The sequence below is a fragment of the Collinsella aerofaciens genome (genome assembly GCF_015548375.1).
In the GTDB taxonomy this organism is placed as follows: Bacteria; Actinomycetota; Coriobacteriia; order Coriobacteriales; family Coriobacteriaceae; genus Collinsella; species Collinsella aerofaciens_AB.
This window is the reverse complement of record NZ_JADMWW010000023.1, coordinates 1-13,353: the sequence shown is the minus strand read 5'-3', so window position 1 is coordinate 13,353 and position 13,353 is coordinate 1. Positions and strand designations below refer to the sequence as shown.

Annotated in this window: 13 protein-coding genes; 5 read left to right on the top strand and 8 right to left on the bottom strand. The window is 59.9% G+C overall.

Going from position 1 to position 13,353, the window contains the following annotated elements:
- Positions 1-7 precede the first annotated feature (7 nt).
- From I1969_RS09195 to I1969_RS09160, 8 genes are all read right to left on the bottom strand, one after another.
- On the bottom strand, positions 8-718 hold the full coding sequence (locus tag I1969_RS09195) for a TetR/AcrR family transcriptional regulator (protein WP_195234775.1): 711 nt from the start codon (positions 716-718) through the stop codon (positions 8-10).
- 121 nt (positions 719-839) lie between these two features.
- Complete coding sequence (locus I1969_RS09190) at positions 840-1,697, bottom strand: HAD-IIB family hydrolase (protein ID WP_195234769.1); 858 nt, start codon at positions 1,695-1,697, stop codon at positions 840-842.
- 112 nt (positions 1,698-1,809) lie between these two features.
- Positions 1,810-3,072, bottom strand: a complete 1,263-nt coding sequence (locus I1969_RS09185; protein ID WP_195234767.1) for an MFS transporter — start codon at positions 3,070-3,072, stop codon at positions 1,810-1,812.
- 101 nt (positions 3,073-3,173) lie between these two features.
- Positions 3,174-3,836 (bottom strand): TetR/AcrR family transcriptional regulator, encoded by a 663-nt coding sequence (locus I1969_RS09180; RefSeq protein WP_195234765.1) that lies wholly within the window; start codon positions 3,834-3,836, stop codon positions 3,174-3,176.
- 74 nt (positions 3,837-3,910) lie between these two features.
- On the bottom strand, positions 3,911-4,249 hold the full coding sequence (locus I1969_RS09175) for a P-II family nitrogen regulator (RefSeq protein WP_195234763.1): 339 nt from the start codon (positions 4,247-4,249) through the stop codon (positions 3,911-3,913).
- Positions 4,250-4,461: 212 nt separating this feature from the next.
- Positions 4,462-5,739, bottom strand: coding sequence for an ammonium transporter (locus I1969_RS09170; protein ID WP_195234761.1), 1,278 nt, complete (start codon positions 5,737-5,739; stop codon positions 4,462-4,464).
- A gap of 198 nt (positions 5,740-5,937) precedes the next feature.
- Positions 5,938-6,957 (bottom strand): putative ABC transporter permease, encoded by a 1,020-nt coding sequence (locus tag I1969_RS09165; protein ID WP_271748088.1) that lies wholly within the window; start codon positions 6,955-6,957, stop codon positions 5,938-5,940.
- 3 nt (positions 6,958-6,960) lie between these two features.
- A complete protein-coding gene (locus tag I1969_RS09160) occupies positions 6,961-7,494 on the bottom strand; it encodes an HD domain-containing protein (RefSeq protein ID WP_195234759.1) in 534 nt (177 codons plus the stop codon).
- Between the two features lie 228 nt (positions 7,495-7,722).
- On the opposite strand from I1969_RS09160, the gene I1969_RS09155 reads away from it, so the two are divergent.
- The 5 genes from I1969_RS09155 to I1969_RS09135 all read left to right on the top strand — a co-directional run bounded on the left by I1969_RS09155 (position 7,723) and on the right by I1969_RS09135 (position 13,270).
- Entirely contained in the window at positions 7,723-9,504 is a 1,782-nt protein-coding gene (locus I1969_RS09155) for a 1-deoxy-D-xylulose-5-phosphate synthase (RefSeq protein ID WP_195234757.1), read from the top strand.
- Between the two features lie 341 nt (positions 9,505-9,845).
- Complete coding sequence (locus I1969_RS09150; protein ID WP_195234755.1) at positions 9,846-10,841, top strand: glutamate ABC transporter substrate-binding protein; 996 nt, start codon at positions 9,846-9,848, stop codon at positions 10,839-10,841.
- Between the two features lie 138 nt (positions 10,842-10,979).
- Positions 10,980-11,639, top strand: coding sequence for an amino acid ABC transporter permease (locus I1969_RS09145; RefSeq protein ID WP_195234753.1), 660 nt, complete (start codon positions 10,980-10,982; stop codon positions 11,637-11,639).
- On the top strand, positions 11,636-12,469 hold the full coding sequence (locus tag I1969_RS09140; RefSeq protein WP_195234751.1) for an amino acid ABC transporter permease: 834 nt from the start codon (positions 11,636-11,638) through the stop codon (positions 12,467-12,469). The genes I1969_RS09145 and I1969_RS09140 overlap by 4 nt, the downstream gene beginning before the upstream one ends.
- 36 nt (positions 12,470-12,505) lie before the next feature.
- Positions 12,506-13,270 carry an amino acid ABC transporter ATP-binding protein gene (locus tag I1969_RS09135; protein ID WP_195234749.1) on the top strand — a complete coding sequence of 255 codons (765 nt, stop codon included), beginning with the start codon at positions 12,506-12,508 and terminating at the stop codon, positions 13,268-13,270.
- Positions 13,271-13,353: the final 83 nt, after the last annotated feature.

The window sequence follows — 13,353 nt, the reverse complement described above, 5'->3', positions numbered from 1 at the left end:
TCTCCTCTTAGTTGTTTGACTCGACAGCTGCGGCGGTGTCGGCCGCGTCCTCGAGCTGTAGGTTCAATAGCTTCATGCCGTATTCCGGCACGTTGATATCAATGGGTTGGCCATACAGGTCACCAGGGCGCACAAAAGCGAGCACCGTCATAATGCGCGCCATGGCCTCGGGCGATTCGGTAAGCCCACGCTCAAACCAGCGCTGAATCATGCCGACCTCGGCACTCACGACGTAGGTAACGTAATAGTCAAAGAACGTGCCCAGCGCCAGGCCCAAAATGCCCGTCTGCGCACGCGGCACCACAGCCTCACGAGCGGTGTCGATGATTCTTTTAATGAAAGCCTGGTCGCCGCCCGGACCCAGCAGCGCACCGATTAAGTCGCGGTTGGCCGCAAGGTAGCGCAGCAACTCAACCGAACCAGGCGCCGGCTCGAGCTCATCGATGTTGTGATAGAGGTCGGGCAGCTGAGCTGCGGTGATGAGCTCAATGCGCTCACGGATCTCGGCCAGCAAGCCGTCCTCGATCTGGCTGATAAAGTCGGGGATATCGCGGTAGTGCGAATAGAACGTGCGGCGCGTAAGGCCGGCACGCTCGGTGAGCGACGCGACGTTAATGCGCGAAAGGTCGCCGCTTTCGGCAAGCTCGCTGGCAAGCGCCTGGCGAAGGGCACGCTGCGAGCGAAGGGACCGGCGATCGCATTTCTCGAGCTGGGACAAGCGTCCTCCTTGTTACTCAGCCTGTGCGCTATTGCACAGTGCGAGTATTATTGCACACCGTGTGCATCAACACGTAAAGGCAATATTTAGATTGTGGCAAAGGGACTGTCCCTTTGCCACATTATTCGATGACGGTGCGGGAGTTTTGCTTGCGCATGGTGGCGAGCATGTGTTTGGGGACGGCGTGGACCATGCAGCTGCCGATGGTCGCACTCGCGGCGGCCTTCGCTGCATCGCTAGCGTTTTTGGTCGCGTAGCTGTGGCGGAAACGCTTGAGCATGGCAATGTCGTTGCCGCCGTCGCCGTAGACCGCGACCTCGTCCTCGGCAATACCGTAGTAGCCCGCCAGCCAGGCCACGCTCTCGCCCTTGTTGCACGCCACGTCCGTGATCTCGAACATCACCGGATCGAACGGCGCGTTGACCACGCGGTCCGATCGCTCGGCCAAATATGCCTTAAGGTCGCGTTCCAGCTCGGGCGAGGTCACGCGGCAGTTGATCTTGCACACATCGTGGCGCAGGATGTCACCGATCGACTGGTCGAAATACTGCTCCTCGTGATAGCCGCCACGTGCACGCATGCCGCGCATCACAATACGCTTGATGGGGCTGTCCTTTTTAAAGCCCGCCTGATGCATCTCGAACGAACCGCTCGAGAACATGCCATCGGGTGTGGAGCAATCAAAGCAAATGTCCGGGAATGCCTTGAGCAGCTCCTCGGTAACCTGCGAATCGATGGTCCAGGTTTTGAGCACCTCGCCATGACTGTCGCGCACGATGGAGCCGTTAGAGCAGCAGGCATCGAGCGCCAGCCCTGTAAAGCCATGCTCGCCGATTGGCAACGTCGAGCGCCCGGTCGCGGGAACCACATGCAAGCCAGCCTCGGTCAGCTCGCGAATGGCATGGCGGATGGTCCCATCTGCCTCGTGTAGGGCGTTTAGCAGCGTTCCGTCTAAATCACTCGCAAACATCTTGATCATGGGCATGCCTCTCCTTCGTCTGAACGATATTGTAGACGAAGGAGAGGCATGCTCTCGTATGGGTGCCCCACACCGCAGCGATTGCTCCCGTTAAACCGCAGCGCCGCTCACGTCACATTGTTTGTTGTGAGCGACTTTTCAAGCGATAAAACAACGCCGTCGTCAATACCAGCACCATCAGCATGGCTGCGAATACAACCGTCGGTGTCCATCGATCATACGCGAATCCGTATGCCAATTGGCCAATTGGCGTTGCGCAGGAAAGCGCCATGTATACGACCGAAAGCACCTTTCCGCAGAGTTCCGTCGGCGCCGTTCGCTGAACGAATGCAACGATTTCGACCGACGCAATACTTGCCCACACCATGACCCATGCCGAACCAACCGCAAGCGTGGCTAATACAAGCATATGAGCGCCACACAGCAGCGCGACGAAAATCGGTATGACCCCAAGACAAATCATCACGACATGCCGGTGAATGCCATCAAATGAAAAACGATTCGGCCAAATACCGACTAGGCCACCGCCTGCAAGGCCGCCCAGCCCCATAGCTGCCTCAATAATCCCAACGCGGGAAGATTGCATGCCGAGATGCCTTGTAACAATAACGGGTGCACCAATCGTTAACCCAACCAACGCAAGATTCAAAACAGCCGCAAGCAAAATCACAGCAAGCAACGAGGTGTTTTGAAGCAGGTACCGAATCGCCGACAGAAAATCGCTTTGGCATGCCATGCGAGCCGAGCTATCCCCCGTCACTTCAGAGGGGACATTTTGTTTGAGTGCGGCCCAAAACAGCAGCGACGACATCGCAAACGCCACCGCCGCGATCGCGCAAAGGGCATCGATTCCAAAGCATCCGTAGACGGCCGTTCCGACCACGGGACCTAGAATATTGCTCACCATGGTCATCTGCGACACTAATGCGGTTGACCGCTCGACCTTTTCCCTGCCGGCTATGCGCAGCGTCTCAATTTGAAGTATCGGCTTCAGAATAGATTGAACGGCGTATTGGACGCACAGCAGCACCGCCACAACGGCCGCAAGAGGCAACGAGCGCTTCATGGGGACAAACAGCATCGTTGCAATCATTAAAACAATACCGAGAGCTGCCAGAACGCTCCGATGCCCCTCTCGATCAGCTAATACTCCGCCAACCGGAGTCGCAAGCACGCCCGGTATAAACGCTATCGCCGCGACGGCGCCATATAACGTCGACGAGCCACTGCGGTCGAGCAAGTAAAGCGGGCACGTAAAGCACAGCGCCGACAACGTCGAATACACGCACAACTGCGCAACGAGAAGACCGACGAGTCTTATAGGCGGCGCCGTCTTTGATGCTGACGCGACATCTAAATCTCTCATCCCGTCCATGGCTTTGCCTCCTATACATACTGTTGGTATGTATTTAACGGCTCGAAAAGGGCAGCCGTAGCCACCCTCTTACATCAATTTACATACCGTTAGTATGTATATTACCACCCGGTACGGCTCCAAACGTCCCAAATTTGACACGTTGTTTGAAGCACTTCTTCCCCCAAATCGAGCCCCACCGCGGCCGCCATCTGCGCCAAACATTGCGCGCGAGCGACCATTCGCTCCTTGGGCTCGAGCGGACGGAACAAAGGCAGCAGCCAAAGATTCGCTAGCAACGATACGGCCTCTGCCGCTTCGCGCGGGCATTCGCACGCAATGGAGCCGTCGGCGATGCCCTCCTCGATCACCGGCAATAAATAGCCATCGGCCGACTCGTCAAACGAGCCCTGGTACTGCATCGCCAGTAGACGCGAGCTTTTTACCGGATCTGCCGCAGGATGCATGCGTGCCCATAGCTCAATTTGCGGAACGACGGACTCGGGCGCGTACAGTCGCTTGAGCTTTTGGGCTCCGGTCATATTACCGATACCAAGCGTTGAGCGACGGCGCTCAACAATCGGAGCCATTGCCCGATCAAATGCGGCGTTGAAAATCTCCTCTTTGCTCTTAAAGTGATGATAGACAGCACCCTTGGTCATGCCATCGAGGCGGTCGACGATGTCTTGAATGCTCGTCCCCTCATAACCCCGTACACAGAATAGCTCCAGTGCCGCGTCGAGAATCTTCGCGACAGTCTCCTCGGGATATTTATTACGACCCATAATCCGTCCATCCGCAACGCAAGTCTTGTGCCTCATTGCAGCATTTTAACGTTGCGGATGGTAGGCGGTCGATTCTACACCGCGGCGGGGCCGTGTTCGCCGGTACGGATGCGGATAACATCCTCGACCGGCTCAACCCAAATCTTGCCGTCCCCAACGGCACCGGTGCGAGCAGCATTGCAGATGATGTCGACAATTCCGTCGACGCTCTCGTCGGCACAGATAAGGGTGAACTGCACCTTAGGGATCGTGTTGACAAGCAGCTCGTTGCCGCGCACGTATTCCTTCCAGCCATGCTGTGCGCCGCAACCCTGCACCTGGTTGATAGTCATACCGCGAACATCGGCAGCAAACAGCGCATCTTTAAGAACCTCAAGCTTCTCGGCACGAACGATCGCCGTAATCTTCTTCATAGTAAATTCCTCTCTTTAATAAAGAAATGAACCGCTCATTCATGTGGCACGGGTTTTCCAAATACCGCAAACCAACCTCAGAGATCAAAAAGTTCAACTGACTGGTCTTAGCAGGTTTCCCAAGTGCCGTAGATTGCCGTGAAAGAGGAGCGAAGCGTACTTAAGTACGTGAGCGACGATTGAACGGCAAGGTGCGGTGCTTGGGGAAGCTGCTAATCGAGTCCCGAGAAGGAGGGATAAGCGCTCTCGCCGTGCTGACTCGCATCCAGGCCCAGCGCCTCGTCGGCCTCGTCCACACGCAGGCTGCCATGGAACAGCGCCTTGACCACCGCGGCAATCACCAAGTCGAGCACCAGCACAATAGCGACCGTCACCACAATGCCCAAGATCTGCGAGATGAGCAGCGACACGTCGCCCGTGTAGAACAGGCCGCCCTTGCCGGTCCACGAAAGCTCCGGCACACAGAACAGGCCCGTGAGCACGCCGCCCAAGATGCCGCCGATACCGTGGCAACCGAACGCGTCGAGCGCATCGTCGTAACCGAACTTGGTCTTGAGATGGCTGATGGCCAAGTAGCAGACGGGAGACACGATCAGGCCCATGACCAGCGCCGCCCATGGCTCGACAAAGCCCGCGCCCGGCGTGACCACCACGAGGCCCGCAACCAGACCGGTGCTGGCGCCCACCAGCGTGGGCCGACCGGTGTGCACGCGCTCAACAGCGAGCCACGAGACCATACCCGCCGCGCTGGCCGTCACAGTGTTGAGGATGGCGAGCGCCGCCACGGCGTCGGCCTTAAACTCGCTGCCGCCGTTAAAGCCAAACCAGCCAAACCAAAGCAGGCCGGCGCCCAGCGCCACAAACGGCACGTTATGCGGGCGATAGCTCACCATGCCAAAACCGCGACGACGGCCGAGCATTAAGCAGAGAATCAGGCCCGTGAGACCGGACGAAATGTGCACCACGTCGCCGCCGGCAAAGTCGAGTGCGCCGATGATGTCGCCGATAAAGGAGCCATCGCCGCCCCAGACCATGTGGGCGAGCGGCGCATAGACCACGAGCAGCCAAATGCCCAGGAAGGCCGCCATGGCACCAAACTTAACGCGGCCGGCCAGGCTACCCGTGACGATAGCTGCCGTGATCATGGCAAATGCCATCTGGAAGGCGATGTTGATGATCTGAGGGTAGACGGCACCGTCCGACGCGGTGCCCTCAGCCGCCTGCAGCACCTGGTTGAGCGCCGGCAAGCACAGCAGCTGGTCAAGGCCTCCAATAAACGGGCTGGAACCGTCGCCGCCGTAGGCCAGCGACCAGCCGGCAACAATCCACAGCATGCCGACCAGGCCAATGGCGCCAAAGCACATGAGCATGGTGTTGATGACATTTTTGCGCCTGGACAGGCCGCCATAGAAAAACGCCAGACCCGGTGTCATTAAAAACACGAGCATGGTGCAGATGAGCATAAACGTTGTCGATCCCGTATCGTACATTCGCTCCCCCTTGATCGCATGAACGTTGTCGGCGCCCATAATGCGGCCGAGGGGCAACTGGTGTAGACCAGATACGGCGTTGTTAAACGCTGCGTTGTCGAATGGAAACGGTGCCGCAATCTTGGAAACGGCGCGGCAACGGGCGCGAAACGAACGGGAAATACGCGAGCAAGGAAGCCGCGAGCGCTCCCATCCCGGCTAGCGTCGGAACAGCTCGCGGGCTCGGTCGCGGAGGTCGGTAGCTCGGATGACGCCCTCGTAGCGGTTGATGCGCAGACGCGGGAAGGCGTTAAAGAAGCGTAGGTCGCGGCGGCTGAGTGACACGCTCGGCACCGGACGGCTCATGCGCTTACCGGCAAGGCGACGGCTGAGCGACGGACGCGGCATGCTCGGCGCGGCATCGGCCACGCGGCGGGCGACAAGCGCCAGGCCGCGAGCACCATCCGAGATAAACGTCGGCATCGAAGCCTTCTCACGAAGGGCATCGAGCGTCGCGTCGCCCAGCTCGGCCAGCCACGCGTTAACGGCACGGCTGCGGATATGCGTCTGCGCCACCGAGTCGATCGCCGAATCGGGAATACGTTCGAGCATGGAGTCGGACGCATCGGCAAGCGACTCATTGATGCGGTCGGCAAGGTCGGCCCGGACGCGCTCCAGCTGATCGGACAGACGCCGCCAGCTCGCCAACGAGCACACCGCGTCGACCATCATCGCGACCGCGACGATAAAGGCGGACAGCCGCACAATCAGCACCGGCAGGCGGCCAAGCAGGCCCAACACCGCCGGCTCCACCACGCGACAAATGCACAACGCACCCAAGCCAAACGCGCATGCCCAGTACAGACAGATGCGTCCGTGCAGGTTAAACGGCAGGTGCGAATAGTCCCAAAAGCGAGCGCCTGTTGTTTTTTCCAATAGAAGGCCCACACTGTACTCGATTACGCTGCATACAAGCGCCGCGGCGACAAACTGGCTCGAGGCATCTGGAATCCCGCGCAGCAAAAGCCAGCAGGCTATGCCGCCCACACCATAGATAGGGCAACACGGCCCCAGCAAAAAGCCACTGTTGGCAAATCGTCCGTGATTGAGCATGGCGCATACTGTCGACTCCCATGCCCAACCGCAAAAACCGTAGAAGGCAAACGAGAGCACCAGCGCCGAGAGCGGACAGGCGGCAAGCGTCGCGCCGCCGAACGCCATATCAATCGCGGTTTCCACCGTCTACCCTCTCCTCTTTTCGTTCGAGCCCTCGTTCGAATCGTTCGCGCCGCCTTTGCGCGGCAGACGACCGGCGACCGTCTCGCGCAGAGCGCACCATTTATCTGCCAGGCATACAATCCAAGCCTCACGACACGTCGGCGGCACTGGCACCAGCGGAAACATATGCCGCACGATAATATTCCGTTCGCGCGGCGTCAGCTCAAAATCTTCCTCCGCACGTGCCAGGGCAAAAAACGGGTGGCGAAAGCCATGCAGCCGATGGCTTGGGTCGGGATCGTGCCAGTCATAGAGAAAGTAATCGTGCAGCAGGGCCCCGCGCAGCAATGAAGCACGGTCAACCGAAACGCCAGCACGTCCAAGGCGCTCGGCAAAGGACAGGCTCGCCCGTGCCACCGAGGTCACATGCGCATACACCGTCACGTCGCCATGCTGGATAAACTCGCGCGTCAGGTCCAAGCGACCCGCCCGGGCCAGCAGACGGGCGGCATCGTCGACCTCGCGTGCGATGTTCTCGGCACGAACGACATCGGACATGCTGCCTCCTTCCAGCGACTCACGGCGACAAGCCACGGCCTGTGCACAATCGATAAAAACATCATGGAACATATCAGTATGGCATCGGACAAAACGTTTTGCCCCACCAGTTGGCGAATTACCGCGCCGCCGTCACATATCAAACGCCAAAATGTGCGAGACTGTCTTGTGCAATTGTGCCGGCCGAGGGAGTGCCGGCGCACGATTCGCATGGAGTAACCCACAACGATGCTGCTTACGCAAACGACAACGCCCGAGGACGTCAAGGCTCTTAATCGCGCCGAGCTCCCGCAGCTCTGCGGCGAGATCCGCCAGGCAATCCTCGAAAGCTCCGCCGCCGTCGGCGGGCACGTTGCCCCCAACTTGGGCGTCGTTGAGCTTACGGTCGCGCTTCATCGCGTGTTTAACTCTCCCACCGACAAGATTGTCTTTGACGTTTCGCACCAGACCTACGCCCACAAGGCGCTGACGGGGCGCGCGTACACTTATATCGATCCGGAGCGTTATGGTGAGGCTTCTGGCTTTGCCAATCCCGACGAGTCCGAGCACGACCTGTTCGCCATGGGTCACACCTCGACCTCGGTGAGCTTGGGCTGCGGCCTTGCCCACGCGCGCGACCTGGCGGGCGATGCGTACAACGTCATTACCGTTATTGGCGACGGCTCGCTTTCGGGCGGCCTGGCGTTTGAGGGCTTTAACAATGCCGCCGAACTCGATAGCAGCCTAATCATCATCGTCAATGACAACGACCAGTCCATCGCCGAGAACCACGGTGGCCTCTATCGCAATCTGGCCGAGCTGCGCGCCAGCAACGGCACCTGTGAGCGCAACGTTTTCCGCGCGATGGGGCTCGACTACCGCTATCTGGACGCCGGTAACGACGTGTTGGCCCTCGTCGACGCGCTGCAGGAACTGCGCGATATCGATCACCCCATCGTGCTGCACGTCTCGACCGCCAAGGGCAAGGGCTTTGAGCCGGCCCAGAGCGACCCCGAACACTGGCATCATGTGGGTCCGTTTGACATGGCAACTGGACGCAAGCTCTGCCCGGGCCATCCGAGCGAGCCTGCGCCGCGCACCTATGCCGACATTACGGGCGAGGCGCTCAGCGCCGCCATCAAGCGCGATCCGCAGGTCGTGGGCATCACGGCCGCCACGCCCTACATCATGGGCTTTACGCCCGAGCTTCGCGCTGCCGCCGGCAAACAGTTCGTCGATGTGGGCATTGCCGAGGAGCATGCCGTAACCTTTGCCACCGCGCTTGCGCGCTCGGGCGCTAAGCCGGTCTTTGGCGTGTACGGTACGTTCCTGCAGCGCGCCTACGACGAACTGTGGCACGACCTGTGCCTCAACGACGCCCCCGCAACCATCCTGCTGTTTGGCGCGTCGATCTTTGGCACCACATCCGAGACACACCTCTCGTTCTTTGATATTTCCATGCTGGGCGGTCTTCCCAACATGCACTACTTGGCGCCGGCCTGCATGGAGGAATATCTGTCCATGCTGAGCTGGTCGCTCGATCACCGCGAGCATCCCGTGGCGATTCGCGTGCCGGGCATTGGCCTGGTAAGCCGCCCCGATCTGGCGCCTGCCGAGGACACCGACTACAGCGCCGTTCGTTACAACGTGGCGCGCGAGGGTCGCGACGTGGCCGTGCTCGCGCTTGGCGATTTCTTTGAGCTGGGCGAGCGCGTGGCAAACCGCTTGGCTGCCGAGTACGGCATCGAGGCCACGCTCGTCAACCCGCGCTATGCAACTGAGCTCGACCGTGAGTTCCTCGACAGCCTTGCCGCCGAGCATCGCGTTGTCGTCACTCTCGAGGACGGCATCTTGGACGCTGGCTGGGGCGAGCGTGTCGCGTGCTACTTGGCCTGCACGCCCGTGCGCACGCGCACCTTCGGCATCGCCAAGGGCTTCCCCGACCGCTACGACCCCAACGAGTTGCTCGCTCAGAACGGCATGACGGTCGAGAACATGGCCGCCGAAGCCGTAAGGCTACTGAACGAGTAAAAAACCTCCGCAAGGGAAGCACCCCTGCGGAGGTTTTTATTTTCGCGGCGCGAAAAACGAATAACCGTTCATACGCGATCTCCTTACTTATATATGTGTCGCGTTGCCGCCATTATAGCGACCGCCGCGAGCGACCACGCCGTCCGCGAAACGCCGTCTCAGCAGTAATAACCGACGTTTTCCCAGATAAAACCTACCAAAATAGACCTGTCCCTTTTTGGTAGGTACAATAACCCATAAGGTAAGTATGTTTCTGAGTTATTTCGTGTTGACCCATTTGAGCGGGATGGGGTATAACTCTACTCAACCGCTAGGGATTTTATTGAGAAAGGTGTTCTACCATGAGCAAGAACCTCTCCCAGCAGGTCGTTCTCGACCGCCGCGGCTTTGTCGCCGCTACCTTCGCAACCGTCGCCGGCCTTGGTCTTGCCGGCTGCTCCGACACCAGTGCCGAGGCCGACAAGGGTTCCGCCGCCGGCTCCTCCAAGAGCTCCGAAGATACCGAGGCTTCCACCACGCTCGACGCCAAGGCATTCGACAAGCTCGTCGACAACGGCCCCAAGGCCGACGACGACGCCATCGCCGCCAGCACCTGGGCGACGGCCGTCAAGGACGCCGACGTCTTTAAGATCGGTGGCGTTCAGACCTCCACGCTCTTCTCCCTCCTCAACGAGAAAGACGGTCAGACCCGCGGCTTCGACGCCGGTATCGCACAGCTCCTGTCCAACTACATCCTGGGCGAGAACAAGGTCGAGATCACCCAGGTGACCTCGGACACGCGCGAGTCCGTCCTGCAGAACGGCCAAGTCGACGCTGTCTTTGCCACCTACACCATCACTGACGAGCGCAAGAAGCTCGTCTCCTTCGCCGGTCCCTACTACTACACCCAGCAGGCCATCCTGGTGCTCACCGATAACGACGACATCAAGGGCGTCGACGACCTGGCCGATAAGAACGTCGCCGTCCAGTCCGGCTCCAACGGCCCCGCCATCCTGGAGGAGTTCGCCCCCAAGGCCAGCCAGCAGGAGTTCAAGACCGACGAGGAGGCCCGCCAGGCACTCCAGCAGGGCCGCGTTGACGCCTACGTCATCGACAACAACATGCAGCAGAGCGCCCTGGTCCGCGAGCCCGGCAAGTACAAGATTGCCGGCAAGCCCTTCGGCAGCAAGGAGCCCTACGGCATCGGCCTGCCGCTCGATTCCGACGGTGTCGCCTTTGTCAACGACTTCCTTAAGAAGATCGAGGATGACGGCACCTGGACCGAGCTGTGGCAGATCTGCATTGGTGACCGTACGGGCGACACCAATGTTCCCGAGCTGCCCGAGATCGGCGCCTAGGCAGCGAGCCTAGTAACGGCCGCTACGAAACCATACGGAAACGCACGATGCGCTTTATTGCGCTAAACTGTTTCCACACTGAGTTGTCGGGGCTTCCGTACATACGGGAGCCCCTTTCCTTACCGGCGGGAGGTCCGCATGAGTCTCTCCGAGCTCTGGTCGCTCTATGGCCAGAACTATATCGACGCGCTGTTCGCAACCTGGGACATGACGCTTGAGTCATTTGCCATCGCCATGGTGCTAGCGGTCGCCGTCACCGTGATGCGCGTGTCGCCGCTCAAGCCGCTGCGCGTCTTTGGCGACCTGTATGTCCAGGTCTTCCGTAACATCCCCGGCATCGCGTTGCTCATCATCGTCGTCTACGCGCTGCCGCCGCTCAAGATCGTACTGCCCTATCGCACCTGCGTTATCGTCGCCACGGTGCTGTTGGGCTCGGCCTTTGGGTCCGAGAACTTTATGAGCGGCATCAACACCGTGGGCGTGGGTCAGGTCGAGGCAGCCCGCTCGCTCGGCATGAGCTTCAACCGCATCCTCGCCAAGATCGTGATTCCGCAGGCGCTGCGCTCGAGCGTGCTGCCCATGACGAACCTCTTTATCGCCGTCATGCTCACCACCGCACTCGGTAGCCAGGTGCCGCTTCAGCCGCAGGAACTCACCGGCGTGGTGAGCCACATCAACACGCGCTCGCTCGGTGGTGTCGCCGCGTTCTTTATCTCGGCCCTCGGCTATCTGGGCACGGCTTTTGTGGTAAGCCACATTGGCAACTACATCGATAAGAAGGTGAGGATCCTCCGATGAGCAAGCACTCCTCCCCCGCGCTCACCATGCGCGATGCACTCTACGAGGCTCCCGGCCCCAAGATGCGCGCCAAGATTCGCGTCGGCACCGCCATCTCACTTGTTGCCGTGGCCGCGCTCATCGCTCTGGTACTGCAGCGCTTTTATGTGACCGGCCAGCTTTCGGTCCATTACTGGTACTTCTTTACGCACCTCACCACCTGGAAGTTCCTGCTTGCCGGTTTTGAGGGCACCGTTAAAGTCGCGCTCACCGCCGGCGCCATCGCGCTGGTACTGGGCTTAGCCCTCATGCTCGGCCGTACCAGCGACATCAAGCCGTTGCAACTGGTCTGCCGCGTGCTCACCGATTTCTTCCGTGGCGTGCCGAGCCTGCTGTTCATCTACTTCTTCTTTTTGGTGCTGCCCCAGTACAAGATCGCGCTGCCGTCGTTTTGGATGCTCACGCTTCCCGTCGCGCTCGCTGCAACCGGCGTACTGGCCGAGATCTTCCGCGCCGGCGTCAACGCCGTGCCGCGCGGTCAGGTCGAGGCAGCCCAGGCGCTCGGTCTCTCCAAAGCTAAAATCACCTTTAAAATCGTGTTACCGCAAGCCATTCGGTTTATCATTCCGTCGTTGATTTCGCAGCTTGTGGTCGTAGTCAAAGACACCACCGTTGCCTATGTGGTGAGCTACCCCGACCTCATGCAAAACGCCCGCGTGCTCATTACCAACTACGACGCCCTCGTGTCGGTCTACCTGGTAATCGCGGTCATCTACATCCTCATCAACGTCGCAATTAACAAGGCCGCTGTCTACGTTTCGCACAAGACCGGCGCGACCATCATCCGCTAACGCTTTACCATTTCGAGTCATAAGGAGCCGAGCACCATGGCACAGAGCACCTCTTCCACCGGCAATCAGCCGCTGATCGAGCTCAGGCACGTCGATAAGCACTACGGAGATCTGCACGTCCTCAACGACATCAATCTCTCAGTCGACCGCGGCGAGGTCGTCGTTGTGATCGGTCCCTCGGGCTCGGGCAAGTCGACCATGTGCCGCACCATCAACCGCTTGGAAACCATCGACTCAGGTGAGATCCTCATCGAGGGCGAGCCCCTGCCGCAGGAGGGCAAAGATCTTGCCCGCATGCGTGCCGAGCTGGGCATGGTGTTTCAGCAGTTCAACCTGTTCGCACATATGACCGTACTACAGAACGTCATGCTGGGACCGGTCGATGTGCTGGGCGTCTCCAAGGACGAGGCTCGCGAGCGCGCCATGGACCTGCTGGGCCGCGTGGGCGTTGCCGAGCAGGCCGATAAGGTGCCTGCACAGCTCTCGGGCGGCCAGCAACAGCGCGTAGCCATCGCCCGATCGCTTGCCATGCAACCCAAGGCCATGCTCTTTGACGAGCCCACGAGCGCCCTTGACCCCGAGATGATCAACGAGGTGCTCGAGGTCATGGTGCGTTTGGCCCAGCAGGGCATGACGATGATCGTCATCACGCACGAGATGAACTTCGCCCGCCGCGTGGCCGACCGCGTCGTGTTTATGGCCGACGGCCAGATCGTGGAAACCGGCACACCCGACGAGTTCTTCGACCATCCCCAGACCAAGCGCGCCCAGGACTTCCTCAACTCCATCAAGGACCACTAACCCAATGGCTCTGTTAGACCAGGATTGACATGCCGACCTGCCGGCTAACTCGCCGTCTCCCCGTCGGGCGCCGGCGTCTTGAC

Coding starts and splice junctions, on each gene's coding strand:
- I1969_RS09190 (WP_195234769.1), bottom strand. CDS start 1,697: ATGATCAAGATGTTTGCGAGTGATTTAGACGGAACGCTGCTAAACGCC.
- I1969_RS09185 (WP_195234767.1), bottom strand. CDS start 3,072: ATGGACGGGATGAGAGATTTAGATGTCGCGTCAGCATCAAAGACGGCG.
- I1969_RS09180 (WP_195234765.1), bottom strand. CDS start 3,836: ATGGGTCGTAATAAATATCCCGAGGAGACTGTCGCGAAGATTCTCGAC.
- I1969_RS09175 (WP_195234763.1), bottom strand. CDS start 4,249: ATGAAGAAGATTACGGCGATCGTTCGTGCCGAGAAGCTTGAGGTTCTT.
- I1969_RS09170 (WP_195234761.1), bottom strand. CDS start 5,739: ATGTACGATACGGGATCGACAACGTTTATGCTCATCTGCACCATGCTC.
- I1969_RS09160 (WP_195234759.1), bottom strand. CDS start 7,494: ATGTCCGATGTCGTTCGTGCCGAGAACATCGCACGCGAGGTCGACGAT.
- I1969_RS09155 (WP_195234757.1), top strand. CDS start 7,723: ATGCTGCTTACGCAAACGACAACGCCCGAGGACGTCAAGGCTCTTAAT.
- I1969_RS09150 (WP_195234755.1), top strand. CDS start 9,846: ATGAGCAAGAACCTCTCCCAGCAGGTCGTTCTCGACCGCCGCGGCTTT.
- I1969_RS09145 (WP_195234753.1), top strand. CDS start 10,980: ATGAGTCTCTCCGAGCTCTGGTCGCTCTATGGCCAGAACTATATCGAC.
- I1969_RS09140 (WP_195234751.1), top strand. CDS start 11,636: ATGAGCAAGCACTCCTCCCCCGCGCTCACCATGCGCGATGCACTCTAC.
- I1969_RS09135 (WP_195234749.1), top strand. CDS start 12,506: ATGGCACAGAGCACCTCTTCCACCGGCAATCAGCCGCTGATCGAGCTC.